Source organism: Pseudomonas sp. PKS (assembly GCF_051913525.1).
Taxonomy (GTDB): Bacteria; Pseudomonadota; Gammaproteobacteria; order Pseudomonadales; family Pseudomonadaceae; genus Aquipseudomonas; species Aquipseudomonas guariconensis_D.
In genome coordinates, this window is record NZ_JBEGDO010000023.1 from 17,390 (window position 1) to 39,664 (window position 22,275).

Consider the following 22,275-nt stretch of genomic DNA (forward strand, 5'->3'; position numbering starts at 1 on the left):
AAGGTTTATGCGGGTATACACCCACTTCTAGTTATAAAACATCAGGCCAAGCGTTCCAGCAGCCCAATCAGCACGTCCCGCCGCCCTTCGCCCAATCGCTCGACCAATTGCCGCTGAGCCTGTTCCCACGCTGGGTGCGCAGCGCGCAACAACGCTTCGCCCGCCGTGCTCAGGAGCACCAGGCGATTGCGCTGGTCGTCGCCATCGGCCAGCTTCACCAACCCTTCAGCCTCCAGCACGCGCAAATTGCGCCCGAGGGTACTGCGGTCCAGGCCCATGGCTTCGGCCAGGGTGGTGATGCTTGGCCGATCGAGCCGCTGCAGGTGACGTAACAGGGAAAACTGCGCGACATTGACGCCGAAGCCGGCAAGGGCTTCGTCGTAGTGCCGGCTCACCCCGCGGGCGGCGCGACGCAGATGGGTACAGATGCATTCACTGGTCAGCATGAATGCGTGTATATACCCGCACTCGGAATGTTGCAAGAGATTTCAAAGTTGCTTCATGGTGCCAATCGCCGGCGAATCGGCTCGAACTCAGCGGTGGCCTGGCGCGCCACCGGATCAGGTTCACCCTTGTCGATCGCCTGCCAGTAGCGCCAGGGGACCTTGGCCGCGCCCAGTTCGTAGTCCATGCCGTCCCAGTTGTCTTCCCGGAAGCTGTAGAAGGCCCAGTGCAGTTGCTGCTTGTCCAGAACAGTGAGGACATCCTCGAGGTATTGCTTGCACCCGGCCAGTCGGCGCATGCAACCGAACTCCCCCACCACCAGCCGCGAGCGGGGAACCCCCACCGCATCAGCCCAATCCAGCGGCTTTTGCAGATAAGCCGCTACCCGTTCGCCATCCCATTGCTCACGCTTACCGCCGAAGGGCGTCGGTCCCGGATAGGGAATCGGCTGCTTGCGCGCCATGTTCGGCGCGCTGGTGGCCGAGTACGGCTCATACATGTGCACGCTGTAGAGCACTCGCCCATCCGCCAAAGCCGCCGGCCAATAGCCGAAGGCATCGGCTGCTGCGTACCAGCCGGCATCGACCATGATCGGGGTGCTCACATCCACCTCACGAATGGCCGCCACCAGCTCGCGATACAGGGCCGGCAGATCACGCGGCCCACCCTGCTCGCCGGCGTACCACTGCTGCATACGCTGCTGCTCGGCATGCTCGGCCAGGCCGGCATTGCGCTCTGGCGCAGGCTCGTTGATCAAGTTGTAGGCCGCCACGGCAGGGTGATCCTTCAGTGCCTGGGCAAGGTCGCGCCAGAAGTTGACCGCCTGGGCCCAGTAGCGCTTGTCTTGCCAGAGTCGGTCGTCGAACTGGCCTTGGTTGTTTTGTGACCAGCGCATGCCCGGCAACGAAAGCGGGGCGATCACCACCTTCAGACCTGCGGCATTGGCGTTGTCCAGCACGCTCTTCAACCGCGCCAGATCTTGCTGTGAAAGACCGTTGTAGTCGTCAGCATCGCCGAGCAGAAAGTCACGCCCCTCAGGCTTCCACTTGTCGTATGACAACCGCACCCAGGTGGCGCCGTAGCCACTCAGTGCCTGGAAGTAGGATTGATCGGGAGGCAAACGATTGAAGCTGTTGCCGCCATGGCGGGGGGTGTTCCAGAAATCGATGAGGTCTGCAGCGTTGGCCGGCAGGCTTGCCAGTGCCAAGAGGCTGGCGAACATCCAATGGCGCATGCGAGAGCTCCCTGATCTATGGGTCGGCCCGTGAGCATACGCCCGCCTCGTCAGGGAAACCGTTCAGCAACATTGCGGGACGTTGCATGGCGTCGTTGTATCAGCACCGACCCTTTCGCTGGCAAACCCACCCCCATAGAGCAGCGTAGAACCTATGGGAGCGGGTTTACCCGCGAGAAGGCCAGCGTTGAAAGCACAGACCTCAATGCCCCGACAACGCCAGCCCCAATACCACCGTCAGCTCCAAGAGCTCCAACAGAGCCCCGGCGGTGTCCCCTGTGGTCCCGCCCAGGCGTCGGCACATCAGGTGACGAATCCAGAAAAAGACCACGACCGACACCAGCAGCACCCACAGCACCGTCGAACCACCGAACAGCACGCAGACCAGTGCACTGGCAACCAGAATCCAGCCCGCCGCCTGCCTGGGCAGATGGTCGGCCAGCGCCTGGCCAAGTCCTCCCGGTCGCACATAAGGGGTGCCCATGAACAGCCCCAGCAAGGCAGCCCGGCCGACCACTGGGGCCAATACCAGCCAGGCACCTGCGTCGCGCTCCACCAGCACCCAGAGAGCACAGAACTTGAGCAACAGCACCAGTACCACGGTAACGACCGCGATCGGTCCGCTGCGTGGGTCCTTCATGATCTGCAAGGTGCGCTCGCGATCACCAAAGCCCCCCAGCCAGGCGTCGGCAGTGTCGGCCAGGCCGTCCAGGTGCAGCGCACCACTGAGCAGCACCCACAGTGTGAGCAGCAAGGCCGCGTGCAAGGGCGCGGCGACACCTGCGAGCCAATGACTGGCCAACCACAGCAGCAGGCCGAACAGCAGGCCGATCACCGGGTAGAACAACAACGAACGGCCCATCTGCCGAGGCTCCGGCATCCCCGGCAAGCGCACCGGCAAACTGCTGAGAAACTGCAGGGCGATCCAGAACGGCAGCACTTCAGCCCTCCTCACTCAACTGGCCATCGCTCGCCAGGCGCAAGCGCCGCAACGCCCCGTGCCCGACCTCGACTTGAAGCAGCTGTTCACGCGGCAGGCCGCGGGCACGCGCCAGCAGCAGCCGCATCACACCGCCATGGGTGACCATCAACACGCGCTTTCCCAGGTGCTGCCTGCCCAAGTCGTCGACGACCGCAAGCACCCGCTCGGCAAATGCACTCACTGGCTCGCCATTGGGCGGCGTGTAACCGTACGGGTCGGCCCAGAAGCGCCCCAGGTCATCAGCTTGCTCCTGCATGATCTGCGCGGCGCTACGCCCTTCCCAATCCCCGAAATGCAGCTCACGCACGCCAGCCTCGCGTTGCACCGGCAACGCCAGTCGCGCGCCGAGCTCATCGGCAAACTGTGCGCAGCGACGCAGCGGGGAACTGACCAGCACGTCCCAGGGCCCCGCCTCGGCTACCGCCTCGCGCATCTGCGCCCAGCCGCGCTCGGTCAAGGCGTCGTCCAGGCTACCGCGCAGGCCACCGCCCAATTCGGTTTCGCCGTGGCGTAGCAGGTCGAGCCTCATGCCGAGCGGTCCGCCACCGCGGCCTCGGCGAAGGTCGCCATCTGCCCGTGCAGGGCGCAGGCCAGACGCATCAGCGGCACGGCCAATGCCGCACCACTGCCCTCGCCCAGCCGCAGGCCCAGGGCCAGCAACGGGGTGGCTTGCAGCGCTTCTAGCAGGGCACGATGTCCCGGCTCCGCGCCCTGGTGAGCGAACAGCAGCCAAGGTCGGCAATCAGGGTTCAGGCGCACCGCCACCAGGGCAGCGACACTGCAGATGAAGCCGTCCACCAACACCGCCACGCCCTGCTGGGCACAGGCCAGATAAGCACCTGCCAGCGCGGCGATTTCAAAACCACCGACACAGGCCAGGGCCTGCAGCGGGTCGTCGGCACGCAAGCCGTGCAGCGCCAGGGCGCGTTCGATCACCTGCGCCTTGTGCCGCACGCCGACAGCATCCAGACCAGTACCCGGGCCGCTCAGCGACTGCGCCGAGCAGTCCAGCAAGACACTGGCCAACGCAGCTGCGGCGGTGGTGTTGCCGATGCCCATTTCGCCACCAATGAACAACATGGCGCCCTGCTCGGCGGCACGCAACGCACTGTCGCGCCCGGCGGCGAGTGCCGCCTGCCATTGCGCCTCGGTCATCGCCGGTTGGCGGGCGAAGTTGGCGGTGCCGGCGCCCAGGCGCAGGTGGCGCACCCCAGGCAAGGCAAGCTCAAGGTCGATGGTGCCCAGATCGACCACGTCCAAAGTGGCCTGGAGTTGGCGCGCCAGTACGCTGATCGCCGCGCCACCACCGACGAAATTGCGCAGCATCTGGCCGGTCACCGCTTGTGGATACGCGGAGATGCCCTCCTCCACCACACCGTGGTCGCCTGCGAAGATCGTGATGACCACCCGTTCCAGGCTCGGTCGTTCGCGGCCTTGCAGGCCCGCCAGTTGCACAGCCAGGCCTTCGAGTTGGCCGAGCGAACCCGCCGGCTTGGTCAGTTGCTGCTGACGGGCACGGGCCAGGTCCATGGCGGTGCTGTCGAGAGGTTGGCAGGCGTCACGCCACCAGGGTTGAGTCATAGGGAGGGTCCTTTGAGCATGAGAGGAAGGCCAGCCACGGTCAGTACCACGCGCTCGCAGCGCTCGGCCACCGCCTGGTGCAGCCAGCCGGCCTGGTCGACGTAGCGCCGGGTCAGCTCGCCCATGGGCACCACACCCAAGCCGGTTTCGTTGCTGACCAGAATAATGGTGCCTGGCAGTGTCCGCAGGCATTCGAGCAGCGCATCACGCTCCTGGGCCAGGCGTGTGTCGTCGTCCAGCATCAGCAGGTTGGTCAGCCATAAGGTCAGGCAGTCCACCAGCAGGCAGCGTCCTTCGGCGGCTTCGGCACACAGCACGCGGGCCAAGGCCAAGGGCTCTTCGATCAGCGCCCAATCGACGGGGCGACGTTGGCGATGCAGTTGCACGCGTTCGTTCATCTCGCCGTCCAGCGGCTCGCTGGTGGCGATGTAGGTCACCGGCAGGCCGCTGGCCTGGGCCAATTGCTCGGCCAGGCGGCTCTTGCCGGAGCGGGCACCGCCCAGGATCAGGTTGCGCATGTCAGGCGACTCCACACAGTTGGCGCAGGCGCGCGGTGTCCAGGTGTTGTTCAACGAGGTCGGCCAGACGCTCGATGTCCCGCTCGCGCAAGGCCTCATAGTCGATGGTCTGGGCATCCTCCAGCCCGGCCCAACGCAGCAGCGCTGCACACGAGTGACTGCCCTCGAACAGGCCGTGCAGGTAGGTGGCGAGCACCTGTCCGTCGGCGCTGATCGCGCCGTCACAACGGCCATCTTCCAGGAGCACGGCGGGGTGCTCCAGGGCCGGGCCGCGGGTGACGCCTGCGTGGATTTCATACCCCCCGACCTCAGCCTGCTCCAGGCTCAGGGAGCCGCGTACGTTGCGCAGTTGCTTTTCAGCTTCCAGCTCCGTGACGTAATCCAGCAGGCCCAACCCCGGGCTTGAGCCTGCCGGGCCTTCCAGGCCGAGCGGGTCGTGAACTTCACGGCCGAGCATCTGCAGCCCGCCACAGATACCGATGACCTTGCCGCCATAGCGCAGGTGGCGAGCGATGGCAGTGCCCCAGCCGCGTGCGCGCAATTGCGCCAGATCGCCCCGCACGCTCTTGGAGCCGGGCAGGATGATCAGGTCCGCCGGGGGGATCGGCTGGCCAGGGCCGATGAACTGCAGGTCGACCTGCGGGTGCAAGCGCAGCGGGTCGAAGTCGGTGTGATTGCTGATGCGTGGCAGCACCGGGACGATCACCTTGAACAGGCGACCGGCCTGGGTCGCCTGACGTGCATCGATAGCATCCTCGGCTTCCAGGTGCAGGTCGGTCACGTACGGCAACACGCCCAGTACCGGCTTGCCGGTGCGCTGCTCCAGCCAGTCCAGGCCCGGCTGCAGCAAGGCGATGTCACCGCGAAAACGATTGATGACGAAGCCCTTGACCCGCGCCTGCTCGCTCGGCGACAGCAGCTCCAGGGTACCGACCAGGTGGGCGAACACCCCGCCACGATTGATATCCGCCACCAGAATCACCGGGCAGTCCACCGCTTCGGCAAAGCCCATGTTGGCGATATCACCCGCACGCAGGTTGATTTCCGCCGGCGAGCCCGCGCCCTCGACCATCACCACCGGGTAGGCGGTGCTCAGGCGTTGGTGAGATTGCAACACCGCTTGCATGGCGATGGCCTTGTAGTCGTGGTAGGCCACGGCATTCATGCAGGTGACGGCACGGCCATGGACGATCACCTGGGCTCCGGTGTCGCTGTTGGGCTTGAGCAGCACGGGGTTCATGTCGGTGTGTGGCGCCAGCCGGCACGCCTGGGCCTGCACCGCCTGGGCGCGGCCGATCTCGCCGCCGTCGGCGGTCACCGCGCTGTTGAGCGCCATGTTCTGCGGCTTGAACGGCACCACACCAATGCCTTGGCGCAACAGCCAGCGGCACAGGGCGGTGACCAGCGTGCTTTTGCCGGCATCGGAGGTGGTGCCTTGCACCATGAGCGTGGTCATGCCGATTCCTTCTGGTATTGCGCCAGGGCCTGGCGCAGGCGCTGTTCGTCCGCTTCGTTGGCCGGCAGCCCCAGGCGCACGGCCTGGGGCTGTTCGAACAGCCGCACCAGGATGCCCCGACGGGCGAGAAACTCATGCAGGTGCGCCGCCCGCGGCGTACGCACGTACTGGAACAGATCGCAGCCGCCGCTGGGCATCAGCCCCACCTCTTCGAGCAGCGCCGCCAGACGCCGACTGGCGTGGGCACAACGGGTGATCTGGGTGCGATGGGCCGCTGCGTCATTGAAGCAAGACTGCCCCAAGACCCGCGTCGGCCCGCTGATGGTCCAGGGGCCGAGCAGTTCGGCCAAGCGCTGCAACAGGGCCTGCTCGGCCATGACGAAGCCCAGTCGCACCCCCGCCAAGCCAAAGAACTTGCCAAACGAGCGCAACACGATCAGGCCCGCACGATCGGCGCAATCGACGATGCTCTGGGCGGGGGTGTTGTCCATGAAGGCTTCGTCGACCAGCAACCAACCGCCACGACGCGCCAGGCGGGCGTGCCAGTCAAGCAAGCGCTCGCGCGGTACGCACCGCCCCGTAGGGTTGTTGGGGTTGACCAGCACCAGCACATCGAGGCTGTCCAGGGCCTGCTCGACCTGCTCATCGGCCAGTTCGACCACCTGGTGCCCTGCACGCTGCCAGGCGTGGGGGTGCTCGGCATAGCAAGGCGCGAGCACGCCAACCCGCCCGGCCGGTCGCAGGGACGGCAAGGCCTGGATCGCCGCCTGGGAGCCGGCCACCGCCAGCAGGCGGTCGACGCCGTAGTAGGTGCGCGCTGCCTGCTCGAGGCCGTCCTCGACTTCGGGCAGGCGCGCCCAAGCCTCCAGCGCAATCGCCGGGATGGCGTAGGGCCACGGCGCGATGCCGCTGGAAAGGTCCAGCCAGTGTTCACGGGCAATGCCGTACTGACGCACTGCGCGCAGCAGACGACCACCATGTTCAAGCATTCCAATACGCTCCCAGGCAGATCACCAGCAACCACAGCCATACCCCGCGCTGCACCAGACTCCAACCGCGCTCGATGGCCTCGGCGTCGGCCACAGGCCCCTCCCCCAGACGCGCACGCTCGTGCAACTCGCCGTGGTACACCGCAGGGCCGCCCAGCTCGACGCCCAGGGCACCTGCGCCCGCAGCCATCACCGGGCCGGCATTCGGGCTGTCCCACAACGGCGCCTGGTTGCGCCAGCAGGCCAGGGCCAGGCGGGTCTTGCCTAGCAGCGCGTAGGTCAGTGCCACCAGCCGGGCTGGAATGTAGTTCAGGGCATCGTCGATACGCGCCGCAGCCCAGCCGAAGCGTTCGAAGCGTTCGTTGCGATAGCCCCACATGGCATCGAGGGTATTGCTCAGGCGATACAGCACCACCCCGGGCGCACCGGCCACGACAAACCAGAACAACGCCGCAAAGACCGCGTCACTGCCGTTCTCCAGCACCGATTCGGTGGCGGCGCGGGCCACGGCGGGCTCGTCCAGCTCACGGGTTTCACGGCTCACCAGATACCCCACCCGTCGCCGCGCCTCGTCCAGGTCCCCCCGGCGCAGGGCCTCAGCCACAGGCTGAACATGCTCGCCCAGGCTGCGTAGCCCTACGGCGCAATACAGCGCCAGCACATCCACCAGCCAGCCGATAAAGGGCAACCAAGAGAGCACCAGCGCCAGCAGAGTCAAGGGCACCACGGCAAGCAGCCAGGCACTGACGCCATGGCTGCGCCAACCCCGACCGCCCGCGTTCAGACGCTGCTCCAGACGCGCAGCAAAGCTGCCGAACCCCACCAGCGGATGGCGCCGTTTCGGCTCACCCAGCAAGGCATCCAGGGCCACCCCGGCCACAGTCAGCAAAGCCACGCTCATTGCCGCTCTCCCCAATGGTTCTCATAGAGCATGTCACTCAGCGGCCGCTCCTGGACCCACTGCTCCAACACCAACATCGGCGCCGGGTAGAACTCGACCACCGGCCCCAGACACAGCACGGCCACCGGCTTGGCGCCCGCCGGCATGCCCAGCAACTCGCCCAGCGCCTGCGGGTCGAACAACGACACCCAGCCCATGCCCAGGCCCTCGGCACGGGCTGCCAGCCAGAGGTTCTGAATGGCACAGGCCAGCGATGCCAGGTCCATCTCCGGCAAGGTCCTGCGGCCGAAGATGTGCGCTTCGCGGTGGTCCATCAGTGCCGCCACCAATACCTCCGCACAATCCTGGATACCTTCGACCTTGAGCTTCATGAATTCATCGGAGCGCTCGCCCAGGGCCTGGGCAGTGCATGCCCGCTCCTGTTCGACCAGCGCCTGGATCTGGCCACGCAAGGCGCGATCACTGATGCGGATAAAGCGCCAGGGCTGCATCAACCCGACACTGGGCGCCTGATGGGCTGCGGCCAGCAGGCGGGCGAGCAGCTCGGGCGCGACCTCGCCGCCTGCAAAATGGCGCATGTCACGGCGCTCACCGATGGCGCGGTAGACCGCGGCGCGCTCGGCAGCGGAAAAGGCATGTTCGCTCATGGTCGCAGCAGCGCCGCCGTCGCGTCGGGGTTGGAGGGGAAATAGAAGTGTACGTAGGACGCCGTCAGGCGCCCGATCCGATAGACCGCCTCGTTGCCGCGCCCACCGTTGGGGCTCTGGCCTCGGGCGATCGGCTCGAGCGCCGTCTCGGTCAAGGAGTGATGATAGGTGTGGCCGCGCAAGGTGCCCTCCGGCAATTCCACCGCTTGCAGGGCAAGGGCAGCCAGGCGCTTTTGCATCACCGCTTCACCCGGCAGCAGACCCAGCAGCTCGGCGCGCTCGCCAGCCACATCGGTCAGGGCGTCGAGCAAATAGAGCATGCCGCCGCATTCGGCCAGCAACGGCTTGCCCTGGGCGTGATGGGCACGGATCGCCTCGCGCATCGGCGCGTTGCTGGCCAAGGCGTGGTGGTGCAGTTCGGGATAGCCGCCAGGCAGGTAAAGGCTGTCCACGGACGGCAACGCCTGATCGTGTACAGGAGAGAAAAACACCAACTCCGCACCCAGCGCACGCAACAAATCGAGGTTAGCGCCATAGGTAAAGGCAAAAGCTTCATCCCGGGCCACGCCAATGCGCACACCCGCCAGGGACGTTAGCGCCTGTGCAGGTGCGGGTGCTGCGAATGCCACCGGGGGCGGCAAAGCAGCATCACAGCTTTCGCCCAGGGCCTGGGCGGCGGCGTCCAGGCGCAGGTCCAGATCGTTGAGTTCACTGGCCTGGACCAACCCCAGGTGACGGCTGGGCAGCTCGATGCCGCGCTCGCGGGACAGCCCGCCATACCAGCGCAAGCCTTCAGTGAGGCTGCCTTCGAGCAACTGCGCATGACGCAGACTGCCGACCCGGTTGGCCAGCACGCCGGCAAAAGGCAGATCGCGCTGGTAGTGCGCCAGGCCCAGGGCCAGGGCGCCGAAGGTCTGCGCCATGGCTGTGCCGTCGATCACCGCCAGCACCGGCACGCCGAAGTGGCGCGCCAGGTCCGCACTCGATGGCGTGCCATCGAACAACCCCATGACCCCTTCTATCAGGATCAGGTCGGCATCGCCTGCCGCCTTCCAGAGCAGACGCCGACTCTCATCAGCCCCGATCATCCACAGGTCGAGTTGGTACACCGGCGCGCCGCTGGCGCGCTCGAGGATCATCGGGTCGAGAAAATCAGGCCCGCACTTGAACACCCGGACGTTGCGGCCAAGGTTGCGGTGCAGGCGCGCCAGGGCAGCGGTGACCGTGGTCTTGCCCTGGCCAGAAGCGGGTGCCGCGATCAGCACCGCCGGACACTGCCGGGTCTGGCTCATAGCTCCACGCCCTTTTGGGCACGGATGCCGGCCTGGAAGGCGTGCTTGATCACGCCCATCTCGGTGACGGTATCGGCCAGCTCGATCATTTCAGGCTTGGCGGCGCGGCCGGTAACGATCACGTGCTGCATCGGCGGGCGGGCCTGCAGATCCGACAGCACTTGGTCGAGGTCCAGGTAGCCGTGCTTGAGGGCGATGTTCAGCTCGTCCAGCACCACGAACTGCACCGACGGGTCCTGCAACAGCTGGCGCGACACCGCCCAAGCGGCTTCGGCGGCAGCGATGTCACGCTGGCGGTCCTGGGTCTCCCAGGTGAAGCCCTCACCCATGACGTGGTAGCGCACCTGCTCGGGGAAACGGCGGAAGAACAGCTCTTCGCCCGTGCTGTCGCGGCCCTTGATGAACTGCACCACGCCGCACTGCATGCCATGCCCCATGGCGCGGGCAAGCATGCCGAAGGCCGAGCTGCTCTTGCCCTTGCCGTTGCCGGTGAGCACCAGCAGCAGGCCACATTCATTGGGGGCATTGGCGATGCGCTCGTCGATGATCGCCTTCTTGCGCTGCATGCGCGCCAGGTGGCGTTCGTCGCGTTCGGTGGATTCGCTCATCAGGATTCTCCGCAGGCTGTCGGCGCGCATGGACGGCGACGACAGATCGATAGACAGGCAGACGGAGAGCGCGCAGGGGCCGCGGCAGAAGGCCACGGTGCACCGCGCATCACCCTCCGTGATGCCGTTGGCAGTGACAGGCCGGTCTCCGGGCTCGTGAGCAGGGCCTTGGCCCATGGATCGCGCGCCTTCCCGGATACCTGTATCCAGTGGCCCTGCACGACCTTTGACTCACCTACCGTTGCGGGGGCAGCGCCGGATTCGCGCCTTGCTGGCGCCCACCGGCTTCCCAGTTTCACCCTGCCCAGCCGAAGGCTGGCAGAGCACCTGAAACACGCCGCGAAGGTTAGAGGGTTGGGGCGGGAGCGTCAATGAAGCGCGCCTGACGCCATGCTCGACTTCATGGCTTGTGCCGGACGCGCAGCAGTGATATCACATAGCCATCAGTGTGCAGCAATGCGATCAAACAATAAGGAGAGCGCAGCATGCGAGGCCTGATCATCAACAACCAGCACCTGGAGTTCCTGCGACCAGCCTTGGAAGGCTGGATCGAGTGCATAGACCGCTTCAACCAGGTCCATGGCGACAGCGAGGCGCCCTACTGGCACGGCGCGGCCACCAACAGCGGGCTGCTTGCAGCCGCCGCCTGGCAGGCCGAACAGGTCGCCCTGGCGCACTACCCCAGCAAGAAACAACGCGACGAAGGTGAACGCGAAGGGCGTTGCGACCTGTCGATCAGCACCGCCGAGCAATCCGTTCATTTGCATGTCAGCCAACGCTGGCCGCGAATCGCACGCCTGGACCTGGCCGCCGCCCTGCAGGAAACCGCCACCCTTGCCCGCCCGATCGCCTACCCCAGTCAGCTCAAGGCCGGCGCATTGTTCGTCAGCCCCTGGAAGGCTGGCCAACACGCCAGCCCCGAGGAGCTGCAAGACCTGGTCGACGACCTGCAAAAACACACGGCCTGCGCCATCGCCTGGCATTTCCCCTACGCCTACCGTTCGCTGCACAACGAACTGGGGCAGTATTTCCCTGGGGTGGCATTGTTGCTCAAGCAGGCGTAGGCAAGCCGATGAGCCCACGCGGAAGCCATCCGGCAGTCGCTAGGCGCAGTCGCCCGGAGTGAACCTACCCCGACGCATCCGACTCTCAATTCTCACAAGCCAATGAGGATTGCGAGCATGGACAGGATGCGTATCGCGATAGCGCTGGCCCTGAGTGCCAGCCTTGGCGCCTGCGGCGAGTCCGCGCGCCTGGAGGTCAGCGACGGCTTCGGCCCCTTGCCCCGCCTGCCCGAGCCCAACAAGACCCTGATCCCGACCGTCAACATCGCCCCGGCGATCGGCTGGCCGGACGGCGCCACACCGACGCCCGCCGCGGGCACCCAAGTGGTGGCCTTCGCCAGGGACCTCGATCACCCACGCTGGCTCTATGTGCTGCCCAATGGCGATGTGCTGGTGGCCGAAACCAATGCCCCGCCCAAGCCCGAGGATGGCAAGGGCCTGCGCGGCTGGGTAATGGGCAAGGTCATGGAGCGTGCCGGCGCCCGGGTCCCCAGCGCCAATCGCATCACCCTGCTGCGCGATGCCGACCAAGATGGCGTCGCCGAGGTGCGCAGTACGTTCATCGAAGGGCTCAACTCCCCCTTCGGCATGACCCTCGTGGGCAAGGACCTCTATGTGGCCGACACCGACCGACTGTTGCGCTTTCACTACGAGGATGGCGCGATGCAGATCCGCGCCGAAGGTCGCCCGGTCACTGACCTGCCCGGCGGCCCGTTGAATCACCACTGGACCAAGAATGTCATCGCCAGCCCCGATGGCAAGAAGCTGTACGTCACCGTAGGTTCAAACAGCAATGTCGGCGAAAACGGCCTGGAAAAGGAACAAGGCCGCGCCGCGATCTGGGAGGTGGACCCGGCCAGCGGTGAGCACCGCATCTTCGCCTCAGGCCTGCGCAACCCCAACGGGCTGGCCTGGGAGCCCCGTACCGGCGCGCTATGGACGGCGGTCAATGAACGCGACGAGATCGGCAGCGACCTGGTGCCCGACTACATCACCTCGGTGAAGGACGGCGGCTTCTATGGCTGGCCTTTCAGTTACTACGGGCAGCATGTGGATCAACGGGTCGAGCCAAAGGACCCTGGCAAAGTGGCCCAGGCGATCGTGCCGGACTACGCGGTGGGAGCCCATACCGCATCGCTGGGCCTGGCGTTTGCCCAGACCGGCGCGTTGCCGCCGCCCTTCGAGCAAGGAGCCTTCGTGGGCCAGCACGGGTCTTGGAACCGCAAGCCGCACAGTGGCTACAAGGTGATTTTCGTGCCGTTCGACAGCGAGGGTAAGCCCGCGGGCAAACCGATCGACCTGTTGACCGGTTTTCTCGATGGCAAGGGCAAGGCCATGGGACGCCCGGTGGGCGTGGTCAATGACCGAGACGGGCTCTTGGTGGCGGACGATGTGGGCAATGTGGTTTGGCGCGTGAGCCGAAAGTGAGCCCAGCTCAGGGGTTCTGAGCCAGATGCCCGCTTGGCAATACGCGTTTGGCCTGCAGGTAGGCCCGGGACCAGTAGCTGTTGGAGAGGTAATCCAGGCGCACCGTGCCGCCTGTGGACGGTGCATGCACGAAACGCCCTTCCCCCACGTAGATTCCGGCGTGGCTGACCTGCGACCCACCGCTGGTGGCGAAGAACACCAGGTCTCCGGACTGCAGGGCATTGATGTCCACATTGGGCGCACGCATGACGATCATCTCGCGGGTCGAACGCGGCAGGCTGATCCCGGCGGCATCCCGGTAAACGTAGCCGATCAGGCCACTGCAATCGAACCCCGAATCCGGCGTGTTGCCACCCCAGCGATACGGCGTGCCTACCAGGCCGATCGCACGGAATAGCACGTCCTCGGCCATGGGCGAAGACGAGGCTTGCTGATTGAAAATGACGTTCGGCTTGACCACCGGAGCCGGTGCCGGAGCATGGCTGGAGCAGGCCGTGAGCAGTGCTGCCAGGGAAAGGAATGCGAAGCGCGCCAACATCGCCATGGTCAGAACATCCTGTCTGGAACCGTTCGGCCGCAGCCGAAGCCAAAAAGTGGTGAGAAATTAGATTAGACGCTTTCTGTAAATGCGCACGGCGGCGAGCTTTTCAGCATCGCCGCCGCGGCAGGGTACATCATTTTGATATCAGTTGCGCGAGATTGTGGTCGGCGCCATCGCCAAGGCACGCTTGGCTTCAATGAAGGTCTTGCTCCAGTAACGATCGCCAAGGCTGTCGATGCGTACACCGCCGCTGCGGCGGCTGCTGGAGTGGATGAACTGGTTGTCACCCAGGTAGATACCGGCATGGCTGACACGGCCACGCCCGTTGGTGCTGAAGAACAGCAGGTCGCCAGGCTTGAGCTTGTTGCGGGACACCTTCGGCGCATCGACGTTGATCATTTCACGCGTCGAACGCGGCAGGTTCAGGCCGGCTTCTTCGCGGAACAGATAGCCAATGAAACCGCTGCAATCGAAGCCGGACTTCTCCGAAGTACCGCCAAAACGGTAACGGGTGCCGATCAGCGACATGCCACGCTCCAGGATGCTGTCGGCCAGGGCTGGCAGCTCGTAGGGCTTGCTGTTGCTGGAAAAGGCTTCCAGGTCTTCTTCAGTGGCCAGCGACTCTTCTCCGAAGACGGAAGAGGCGGAGGGTTTGATCAGGCTCGCGGAATGCGCGGCGATCGAGTGTTGATCCTGCGGCTGGGAAACGGGGCCTTGGGAGGCGCAGCCAAAAAGCAGGGTCACGAGTGCAAGTGGCACGAGGGGTGCGAAGCGCTTCAGCATGGGCACGACCGTGTCTGTAATCCTTTAGAAGGGTGAGACTATGCCCTCTATCATGGCCATTTGCAAATTTTATCGAAAAAAATGTGACTTTTCTGTTTTCGGGCTCTGGGCCGTGCTTTTCGGGCCTACCAGCCCAGGGTTTCCTTGAGAAACGGAATGGTCAGCTTGCGCTGGGCCTGAAGCGATGCCTGGTCGAGACGCTCGAGCAGGTCGAACAGCGCGCTCATGCTGCGCGCACCGCGGGTCAGGATGAAGTGACCGACCTCATCGGTCAGGTGCAGACCGCGCCGGGAAGCACGCAGTTGCAAAGCGCGCAGTTTGTCCTCGTCGGACAACCCGCGCATCTGGAAGATCAGCGCCAAAGTCAGCCGGGACTTGAGGTCAGGAAGTTTGATCGGCAGCTCGCGCGGTGAGGCGGAGGCCGCGAGCAACAGGCGTCGACCGCTATCGCGCAGTCGGTTGAACAGATGGAACATGGACTCTTCCCAATCCGCCTTGCCCGCGATGACATGGAGATCGTCGATGCACACCAGCTCGTACTGCTCCAGGTAATCGAGCAGTTCCACGCCGCGGTCGAGCAGTTGTGCCAGAGGAAGGTAGACCGCAGGTTCACCCAACTGCTGGAAGCGGTGGGTGGCGGCCTGGAGTAGATGGGTACGACCCACGCCCTGTTTGCCCCACAGGTAGATGAGGCTCTCGGTCCAGCCGGCGTCGGCTTCGCAAAGCCGCTCGACGTAGCCCAATGCCGCGGCATTGGCGCCCGGATAATAGTTGATGAAGGTGGCGTCATCGCGCAGGCGCACACCCAGGGGCAACTGGATCGGTTTCATGCTGGCGGGCGGTCGCGAGGACCACAGGGGGCCTTTGGTGAACAGTGTGCAAAGTCTATACCCGCAGCGCGAGCGGCACAATGCGCGAGGGTAAGAGCATAAGGAAAATCAAGGGGTTGCGAGAGCACTTTACCGTTTGACGCCCATCGCACCCTTTGTACATGAAAAGGGCCGCAAAGCGGCCCCCTCACCTCAAAGCTCCGGATCGATATCCCCCGCATACATATCCGACTCCTTGTAAAGGTCGTGCACATGGCGCAACAGCACCATGATCACCGCCGCCACAGGCAGCGCGAGCAGCACACCGGTAAAGCCGAACAGCTCGCCCCCGGCCAGGATGGCGAAAATCACCGCCACCGGGTGCAGCCCGATTCGATCGCCCACCAGCAGGGGCGTGAGCACCATCCCCTCGAGGGCCTGGCCGACCATGAACACCGCAACGATGCCCAACATCGGGTACAGGTCGCCGCCAAACTGGAATAGACCGGCGACCAAGGCCGCACCAATACCAATGATGAAGCCCATGTAGGGCACGATGGCCGCAAGCCCTGCCAACAGGCCGATCAACAAGCCCAGCTCCAGGCCCACCAGCATCAGACCACCGGCATAGATCAAGCCCAGCGCCAGCATTACCAGCAACTGACCACGCACGAACGCCCCCAGCACTTCATGGCACTCGCCCGCCAGCCCCATCACCTGGTGCTCACGCTGGCGCGGCAGCAGGCTGCGCAGCTTGGCCATCATCAGGTCCCAATCGCGCAGCAGGTAGAAGCCCACCACCGGAATCAACACCAGATTGGCCAGCCAGGCGAGCAATGCCAAGCCCGAGGCAGTGGCCTGGGACAACAGCATGCCGACGATATCGGTGGTCTGGCCCATGTGCGCACCGATGGCGGCCTTGATCTTGTCGAACTTCCAGAACCCATCGGCCAGGCCCAGGCGGCTCTGCACCCAGGGCAAGGCGACATGCTGCAACCAGTCGAGCATCTGTGGTGTCAGTTCGTACAGGCGCACCAGCTGCTTGGCCAGCATCGGAACCAGCACCAGCAGCAAGGCCAGGAAAATGAGCGTGAACAGGCTGAACACCACCACCACGCCCCAGGTGCGCGACAGCCCCATGCGCTCCAGCCGATCGACCAGCGGGTCGGCCAGATACGCTAAAAGAATGCCTACCAAAAACGGCGACAAGATGTTGTGCAGGAAATAAAGCAGCGCAGCGACCAGCAGCGCCACACCCAGCCACGCCCAACGGCGAACTTCGATCATGCCTGGCACTCCTTACCAGCGAAAACGCAGGCCGTCGAACGGCTTGGGCGCAGCCGGCTGGGCGGCGGCGGGTTGTCCATCTGCCGCCGGAGCAGGTGCCGGAGCAGAGGTCTGCTCAGGGGGCAACTCCTGCAACTTGGCCAGCCCCAGTTGAGCACGCAACTGTTCGCGGTTACCGGTGACGCTGTAGGTCAGGGTACCGCCGTCGACTTGCCGCAAACGCGGGGCGTAGGGTTCGAGTACCCGACTGAGCTCTGCATAATGCTGCAGGTTCATGCCCTGCACCTGCAGTTGCAGCTCGCTGCTGGCGCCCGGGCGGGTGACGTAGCGCGGTGCCAGACGCGTGCTGATCGCCAGCATCACCGCATCGGCCAGGGCGGCCTGGTCGGCGCCTTCGGCAGTGCCTTGCTCACGCTGGTCGCCCAGCCACAACTGCCATTTGCCCTGCCACTTGCCATCGGCCTCGTGGGCATGCACAGCCAGCAACGCATCGGCGCCGTAGCGCTCGGATGCCTCGCGCAGCGGCGCAGGGTCGCTGCCTTCGAGCTGCTTGGCGGTGGCGACCAGTTGCTCCTGCAGATCGGCCAAAGGCAGGCGCAGCGGCAAACCTCGGTGCTGGGCGGCGCGGCGCAGTGGCGCAGCCGTCGACTGGCCATCGCCGACCAGGTTGCTGCCCTCGGCACTGTCGTTCAGCCACCAGCCGAGTATCGAGGGACGGTTGCTGCCCCACAGAGCCAAGCCGGCCTGGCGTAGGGCACGCTCGGTGCTGCCTGGGTCGAACTCCACCAACAGGGTTTCAGGCGGACCGGCTTCGGAGCCCACCTGGTTGATGATTTGTTGCGGGTCCTTGCGCAGGGCTGCCAGAGCTGGGCTTTGCGCGGCCTTGGGATCGCCGGTCAGGCGCAGCACCAGTGTATCCAGGGCCTTGCCAGTGGCTTGGGCGCGGGCTTCGCTGCCCTGCCCTTCGATCGGTTCACGGACCTGGTAGAGCCCGGAGACCGGCTCGGCCTGTGCGACGACACTGCCCGCGACCAGGCAGGCGCCAGCCAGGTAATTGAGAAAACGCATGGAGGATTCCTGTCCAGATGACCAAGGGGCACCGAGCCCCGAACCTGCTGCTGTGACCACGACACCGCGCAAAACGCTCCGCCATGCCGGACAGATTCGGCCCGCCGCCATTGCTATTACCTTATACAGGCACTGGCGCGGCAACCAGTCGCGGCCTGTGAAAGGATGTTTTTTGCCAGATTCCCGGCCTGCCCGTCGGCCTGAGGATGGCCGCTGCCCGGCAACCCTGATAAAATCGCGCGCCTTCGCAGACCAGTGACGTTCAGGCAGCCGCCGCCCTTCGAGCCGGCCTTGGCCGTCGCGGTCGTTTTCCCGAATCCCTCCCTCTTAAAGGCCTGGATCAATGAGCAAGCAACCCTCCCTGAGCTACAAGGACGCCGGTGTAGACATCGACGCCGGCGAAGCACTGGTCGAACGCATCAAGGGCGTGGCCAAGCGCACCGCACGCCCTGAAGTCATGGGTGGCCTGGGCGGCTTCGGCGCCCTTTGCGAGATCCCGGCCGGCTACAAGCAGCCGGTTCTGGTCTCCGGCACCGACGGCGTCGGCACCAAGCTGCGCCTGGCACTGAACCTGAACAAGCACGACAGCATCGGCCAGGACCTGGTCGCCATGTGCGTCAACGACCTGGTGGTCTGCGGTGCCGAACCGCTGTTCTTCCTCGACTACTACGCCACTGGCAAGCTCAACGTCGACGTGGCCGCCACCGTGGTCACCGGCATTGGCGCCGGCTGCGAACTGGCCGGCTGCTCCCTGGTCGGTGGTGAAACCGCCGAGATGCCTGGCATGTATGAAGGCGAGGACTACGACCTGGCCGGCTTCTGCGTCGGTGTGGTGGAAAAATCCGAAATCATCGACGGCTCCAAGGTCGTCACCGGCGACGCCCTGATCGCCCTGCCATCCTCCGGCCCGCATTCCAACGGCTACTCGCTGATCCGCAAGATCCTCGAAGTCTCCGGCACCGACATCGAAAACACCCAGCTCGACGGCAAGCCTCTGGCCGACCTGCTGATGGCCCCGACCCGCATCTACGTCAAGCCGCTGCTCAAGCTGATCAAGGACACTGGCGCGGTCAAGGCGATGGCCCACATCACCGGCGGCGGTCTGCTGGACAACATCCCACGCGTCCTGCCCGACAACGCCCAGGCCATCATCGACGTAGCCAGCTGGCAGCGCCCGGCGGTATTCGACTTCCTGCAGGAAAAAGGCAACGTCGACGAGCACGAGATGCACCGCGTGCTGAACTGCGGCGTGGGCATGGTCATCTGCGTGGCCCAGGACAAGGTCGACAGCGCCCTGCAAGTGCTGCGTGACGCCGGTGAACAGCCATGGGTCATCGGCCGCATCGCCGAAGCGCCGGCTGGCGCCGCCCAGGTCGAACTGCAGAACCTCAAGGCGCACTGATGCCAAGCAAGACCTGCAATGTCGTGGTACTGCTGTCGGGCTCCGGCAGCAACCTGCAAGCGCTGATCGACAACAGCCGTGGCGAAGACAGCCCGGTGCGCATCCGTGGCGTGATCTCCAATCGCGCCGATGCCTATGGCCTGCAACGGGCCCAGGCAGCGGGCATCGAGACCGCCGTGCTCGCGCACGGTGGCTTCGATGATCGTGAAGCCTTCGACGCGGCGCTGATGGCACTGATCGACGGCTTCGAGCCTGATCTGGTGGTGCTGGCGGGCTTCATGCGCATCCTCAGTAGCGGCTTTGTACGCCACTACCAGGGCCGCCTGCTCAACATCCACCCGTCGCTGCTACCCAAGTACAAGGGCCTGCACACCCATCAGCGTGCGCTGGAGGCGGGCGACGCGGAGCATGGTTGCAGCGTACACTTCGTCACCGAGGAACTCGATGGCGGCCCTCTGGTCGTACAGGCAGTGGTACCGGTGGAGCCAGGCGACACACCCGACAGCCTGGCACAGCGCGTTCATCGCCAGGAACACCAGATCTACCCGCTGGCGGTGCGCTGGTTCGCCGAAGGACGCTTGCGTCTGGGCGAACAAGGCGCACTACTGGATGGCCAGCCCCTGGCGGCCAGCGGTCACTTGATTCGACCCTAGGAGAATTTATGCGTCGTGCCCTGCTCTTGGCTCTCGCCGTGCTCGCCCTGCCCCTCCAGGCAGCTGATCTGAAGCCTTTCTCGGCCAGCTACACCGCCGACTGGAAGCAGCTGCCCATGAGCGGCACCGCCGAGCGCAGCCTGGAAAAAAACGCCAACGGTACCTGGAGCCTGAACTTCAAGGCGTCCATGATGATCGCCAGCCTGACCGAGCAAAGTACCCTGCGCCTGGACAACGACACCCTGCTGCCGCAGAAGTATCACTTCGAGCGCGGCGGCCTGGGCAAGGCGAAGAAAGTCGATCTGGATTTCGACTGGAACAGCAAGAAGGTCACCGGCACCGACCGTGGCGATGCGATCAACCTGCCGCTCAACCGCGGCGTGCTGGACAAATCGTCCTACCAGCTGGCCCTGCAGCATGACGTGGCCGCAGGCAAGAAGAGCATGACCTACCAGGTCGTCGACGGTGACGAGATCGACACCTATGACTTCCGCGTGCTCGGTACCGAGAAAGTCACCACCAAGACCGGCCAGGTCGATGCCGTGAAGGTCGAGCGCGTCCGCGATCCGAGCCAGAGCAAGCGCATCACCGAGCTGTGGTTCGCCAAGGAGTGGGACTACCTGCTGGTGCAATTGCGCCAGGTCGAGACCGATGGCAAGGAATACGTGATCGTGCTGCAGGATGGCACGGTCGACGGCAAGTCGGTGAAAGGCAACTGATCACCGTTGTGAGCCCCCGAAGCCCCGCCTAGTGCGGGGCTTTTTGTTGCCGGTCCCGCCGGCTTGCGGGCAAACCCGCTTCCAACAAACACTGTTTTACCTTTGGGAGCGGGTTTAGCTGCAAACAGCCCTTCATGAACTTTGTTTCATCGTCGTTTTATTTACTTAGCCTGCTAACTAACTCTATAAAGAAGGCCTGCGACACGTTGCCGCAGCCAACCGAAAGTGGAGTTTAACGATGACTGTCCAAGTAACCGAACGCGACGAATCGAAAATGTCCCACGAAAGCCAGGCCCACGGCCTGCGGATCTGGGATGTGCATCAGCAGGGCGAACTGGTGGGGATGTTCCACTCCGAACACGAAGCCCAACAGTACCGCTGCGAGCTGGAATGCCTGGAGAACCAGCACAGTTCGCAATGACCGCACTGCCCACGAAAAACCCCGCCTGAGCGGGGTTTTCGTCTTTTACCACATCAGATCATCAGGGATCTTGTAGGCGGCGTACGGATCGTCCTCGTCCGCTTCTTCGACATGGGTGTTGAGCAGCAGGATGCGATTGGGGTCACGCTCCTGGATCTTCACCGCCGCTTCGCGCGGGATCACTTCGTAACCGCCGCCGAAAGACACGATGGCCAGGGCGCCGTTGCTCAGCTTGCTGCGCATCAGGGCGTTGACGGCGATGCGCTTGACCTTCTTGTCGTCGACGAAGTTGTAGTAGTCCTCGGTATTGAGCTTGGGCAGGCGGGTCGCCTCGATCAGTTGCTTGATCTGCGCGGCACGGGCCTTCTGCTCGGCCTTTTCCTGAAGCTGGCGGTTCAGCTCCTGGTCTTTCTTGGCCTTTTCGGCCATGGCTTCCTTGGCCAGGCGCTGCTGGGTGTCGTCGACCTCGGCCTGGCCTTTATGCTCCAGGCGCTTTTGTTTCTTCTCAGCTTTGTTGACCTGCTTGACCTGTTTCTGGTTGACCAGACCGGCCTTGAGCAATTGGTCGCGAAGGGAAAGGCTCATGTATTCACTCACTTATGCAACAGCTCAGCCGCAGCTGGGCAGGTTCTTTTCCTGACGCTTGGCTTCGCCCCACAGGGCGTCCAGTTCATCGAGGGTACAATCTTCGATCGGTCGGCCATTGTCGCGCAATGCCTGTTCGATGAAACGAAAACGCCGCTCGAACTTGCGGTTGGCGCGGCGCAGGGCGTTTTCCGGGTCTTGCTTGAGGTGGCGGGCCAGGTTGACCGTGGCGAACAGCAAATCGCCGATTTCATCTTCCAGTGCATCAGCGTCGCCATCGGCCATGGCCTGCAGCACTTCGTCCAGTTCCTCACGGACCTTGTCCAGCACCGGCAGGGCATCTGGCCAGTCGAAACCGACCGTGGCCGCGCGTTTTTGCAGCTTAGCCGCGCGGGACAAGGCCGGCAGGGCCGCCGGCACGTCGTCGAGCAACGACAACTGCTCGGGCTCGCTCTTTTCGGCACGCTCCTGGGCCTTGATCTCTTCCCAGCGCGACTTGACCTGCGCCTCGTCCAGGCGCGGTGTGTCCAGCGGGGCATACAGGTCGCCGGTAGGAAACACATGGGGGTGGCGGCGAATCAGCTTGCGGGTAATGGCGTCGACCACGCCTGCGAACTCGAAACGCGCCTCCTCACGGGCCAGCTGGCTGTAGTAGACCACCTGGAACAACAGGTCGCCCAACTCGCCCTGCAAGTGCTCGAAATCACCACGCTCGATGGTGTCGGCGACCTCGTAGGCCTCTTCAAGGGTATGCGGGACGATGCTCGCATAGTCCTGCTTCAGGTCCCACGGGCAGCCGTATTGCGGGTCGCGCAGACGCGCCATCAGGTGCAGCAGGTCGTCGAGGGTGTAGGTCATTTGGC

Annotated in this window: 25 protein-coding genes and 1 riboswitch; of the genes, 6 read left to right on the forward strand and 19 right to left on the reverse strand. The window is 64.7% G+C overall.

Annotated elements, in window-relative coordinates; all coding sequences use genetic code 11:
- Positions 1–41: 41 nt before the first annotated feature.
- The 12 genes from ABOA88_RS19670 to cobO form a co-directional block, all read right to left on the reverse strand.
- A complete protein-coding gene (locus ABOA88_RS19670) occupies positions 42–446 on the reverse strand; it encodes a MarR family winged helix-turn-helix transcriptional regulator (RefSeq protein WP_367851113.1) in 405 nt (134 codons plus the stop codon).
- Between the two features lie 53 nt (positions 447–499).
- Positions 500–1,678 carry a glycoside hydrolase family 5 protein gene (locus ABOA88_RS19675; RefSeq protein WP_437437079.1) on the reverse strand — a complete coding sequence of 393 codons (1,179 nt, stop codon included), beginning with the start codon at positions 1,676–1,678 and terminating at the stop codon, positions 500–502.
- A gap of 202 nt (positions 1,679–1,880) precedes the next feature.
- Positions 1,881–2,618, reverse strand: a complete 738-nt coding sequence (locus tag ABOA88_RS19680) for an adenosylcobinamide-GDP ribazoletransferase (RefSeq protein WP_070572989.1) — start codon at positions 2,616–2,618, stop codon at positions 1,881–1,883.
- Position 2,619: 1 nt separating this feature from the next.
- Positions 2,620–3,189 carry an alpha-ribazole phosphatase family protein gene (gene cobC / locus ABOA88_RS19685; RefSeq protein ID WP_367851112.1) on the reverse strand — a complete coding sequence of 190 codons (570 nt, stop codon included), beginning with the start codon at positions 3,187–3,189 and terminating at the stop codon, positions 2,620–2,622.
- Positions 3,186–4,241, reverse strand: coding sequence for a nicotinate-nucleotide--dimethylbenzimidazole phosphoribosyltransferase (cobT, locus tag ABOA88_RS19690; protein WP_196169576.1), 1,056 nt, complete (start codon positions 4,239–4,241; stop codon positions 3,186–3,188). The genes cobC and cobT overlap by 4 nt, the downstream gene beginning before the upstream one ends.
- Positions 4,238–4,759 carry a bifunctional adenosylcobinamide kinase/adenosylcobinamide-phosphate guanylyltransferase gene (cobU, locus tag ABOA88_RS19695; protein ID WP_196169577.1) on the reverse strand — a complete coding sequence of 174 codons (522 nt, stop codon included), beginning with the start codon at positions 4,757–4,759 and terminating at the stop codon, positions 4,238–4,240. Before cobU ends, cobT begins: the two co-directional genes overlap by 4 nt.
- A gap of 1 nt (position 4,760) precedes the next feature.
- Complete coding sequence (locus ABOA88_RS19700) at positions 4,761–6,215, reverse strand: cobyric acid synthase (RefSeq protein ID WP_367851111.1); 1,455 nt, start codon at positions 6,213–6,215, stop codon at positions 4,761–4,763.
- Positions 6,212–7,204, reverse strand: a complete 993-nt coding sequence (gene cobD / locus ABOA88_RS19705) for a threonine-phosphate decarboxylase CobD (RefSeq protein ID WP_367851110.1) — start codon at positions 7,202–7,204, stop codon at positions 6,212–6,214. Before cobD ends, ABOA88_RS19700 begins: the two co-directional genes overlap by 4 nt.
- Positions 7,197–8,105, reverse strand: coding sequence for an adenosylcobinamide-phosphate synthase CbiB (gene cbiB / locus ABOA88_RS19710; protein ID WP_196169580.1), 909 nt, complete (start codon positions 8,103–8,105; stop codon positions 7,197–7,199). Before cbiB ends, cobD begins: the two co-directional genes overlap by 8 nt.
- Positions 8,102–8,752, reverse strand: a complete 651-nt coding sequence (bluB, locus tag ABOA88_RS19715) for a 5,6-dimethylbenzimidazole synthase (protein ID WP_367851109.1) — start codon at positions 8,750–8,752, stop codon at positions 8,102–8,104. The genes cbiB and bluB overlap by 4 nt, the downstream gene beginning before the upstream one ends.
- A complete protein-coding gene (locus ABOA88_RS19720) occupies positions 8,749–10,044 on the reverse strand; it encodes a cobyrinate a,c-diamide synthase (RefSeq protein ID WP_367851108.1) in 1,296 nt (431 codons plus the stop codon). Before ABOA88_RS19720 ends, bluB begins: the two co-directional genes overlap by 4 nt.
- A complete protein-coding gene (gene cobO, locus ABOA88_RS19725; RefSeq protein WP_043215681.1) occupies positions 10,041–10,652 on the reverse strand; it encodes a cob(I)yrinic acid a,c-diamide adenosyltransferase in 612 nt (203 codons plus the stop codon). The genes ABOA88_RS19720 and cobO overlap by 4 nt, the downstream gene beginning before the upstream one ends.
- 122 nt (positions 10,653–10,774) lie before the next feature.
- A riboswitch (cobalamin riboswitch) is annotated at positions 10,775–10,998 on the reverse strand.
- A 139-nt stretch (positions 10,999–11,137) separates the two neighbouring features.
- Between cobO and ABOA88_RS19730 the strand changes: the two genes are divergently transcribed.
- Positions 11,138–11,716 (forward strand): hypothetical protein, encoded by a 579-nt coding sequence (locus ABOA88_RS19730; RefSeq protein ID WP_070572971.1) that lies wholly within the window; start codon positions 11,138–11,140, stop codon positions 11,714–11,716.
- 117 nt (positions 11,717–11,833) lie between these two features.
- Positions 11,834–13,144, forward strand: a complete 1,311-nt coding sequence (locus ABOA88_RS19735) for a PQQ-dependent sugar dehydrogenase (RefSeq protein ID WP_367851107.1) — start codon at positions 11,834–11,836, stop codon at positions 13,142–13,144.
- A gap of 7 nt (positions 13,145–13,151) precedes the next feature.
- Here ABOA88_RS19735 and ABOA88_RS19740 read toward each other — a convergent pair whose 3' ends face one another.
- The 5 genes from ABOA88_RS19740 to ABOA88_RS19760 form a co-directional block, all read right to left on the reverse strand.
- Positions 13,152–13,688, reverse strand: coding sequence for a C40 family peptidase (locus ABOA88_RS19740; RefSeq protein WP_196169585.1), 537 nt, complete (start codon positions 13,686–13,688; stop codon positions 13,152–13,154).
- Positions 13,689–13,829: 141 nt separating this feature from the next.
- The gene (locus ABOA88_RS19745) at positions 13,830–14,468 is read right to left on the reverse strand and encodes a C40 family peptidase (RefSeq protein WP_196169586.1); all 639 of its coding nucleotides are present in this window, start codon (positions 14,466–14,468) and stop codon (positions 13,830–13,832) included.
- A 125-nt stretch (positions 14,469–14,593) separates the two neighbouring features.
- A complete protein-coding gene (gene hda / locus ABOA88_RS19750) occupies positions 14,594–15,298 on the reverse strand; it encodes a DnaA regulatory inactivator Hda (RefSeq protein WP_070091725.1) in 705 nt (234 codons plus the stop codon).
- A gap of 192 nt (positions 15,299–15,490) precedes the next feature.
- Positions 15,491–16,564 (reverse strand): AI-2E family transporter, encoded by a 1,074-nt coding sequence (locus ABOA88_RS19755; protein ID WP_367851106.1) that lies wholly within the window; start codon positions 16,562–16,564, stop codon positions 15,491–15,493.
- A 12-nt stretch (positions 16,565–16,576) separates the two neighbouring features.
- A complete protein-coding gene (locus tag ABOA88_RS19760; RefSeq protein WP_367851105.1) occupies positions 16,577–17,632 on the reverse strand; it encodes a DUF2066 domain-containing protein in 1,056 nt (351 codons plus the stop codon).
- 343 nt (positions 17,633–17,975) lie between these two features.
- On the opposite strand from ABOA88_RS19760, the gene purM reads away from it, so the two are divergent.
- From purM to ABOA88_RS19780, 4 genes are all read left to right on the forward strand, one after another.
- On the forward strand, positions 17,976–19,034 hold the full coding sequence (gene purM, locus ABOA88_RS19765) for a phosphoribosylformylglycinamidine cyclo-ligase (protein ID WP_196169589.1): 1,059 nt from the start codon (positions 17,976–17,978) through the stop codon (positions 19,032–19,034).
- Entirely contained in the window at positions 19,034–19,687 is a 654-nt protein-coding gene (purN, locus tag ABOA88_RS19770) for a phosphoribosylglycinamide formyltransferase (protein ID WP_196169590.1), read from the forward strand. The genes purM and purN overlap by 1 nt, the downstream gene beginning before the upstream one ends.
- An 8-nt stretch (positions 19,688–19,695) precedes the next feature.
- Positions 19,696–20,406 (forward strand): DUF3108 domain-containing protein, encoded by a 711-nt coding sequence (locus ABOA88_RS19775; RefSeq protein WP_043215178.1) that lies wholly within the window; start codon positions 19,696–19,698, stop codon positions 20,404–20,406.
- A gap of 238 nt (positions 20,407–20,644) precedes the next feature.
- The gene (locus ABOA88_RS19780; protein ID WP_196169591.1) at positions 20,645–20,827 is read left to right on the forward strand and encodes a hypothetical protein; all 183 of its coding nucleotides are present in this window, start codon (positions 20,645–20,647) and stop codon (positions 20,825–20,827) included.
- Positions 20,828–20,872: 45 nt separating this feature from the next.
- Here the strand turns inward: ABOA88_RS19780 and ABOA88_RS19785 are convergent, their stop codons facing one another.
- The gene (locus ABOA88_RS19785) at positions 20,873–21,412 is read right to left on the reverse strand and encodes a DUF2058 domain-containing protein (RefSeq protein ID WP_043215184.1); all 540 of its coding nucleotides are present in this window, start codon (positions 21,410–21,412) and stop codon (positions 20,873–20,875) included.
- Positions 21,413–21,436: 24 nt separating this feature from the next.
- Positions 21,437–22,270: a nucleoside triphosphate pyrophosphohydrolase gene (gene mazG, locus ABOA88_RS19790; protein ID WP_196169592.1), complete on the reverse strand. Its 834-nt coding sequence runs from the start codon at positions 22,268–22,270 to the stop codon at positions 21,437–21,439.
- Positions 22,271–22,275: the final 5 nt, after the last annotated feature.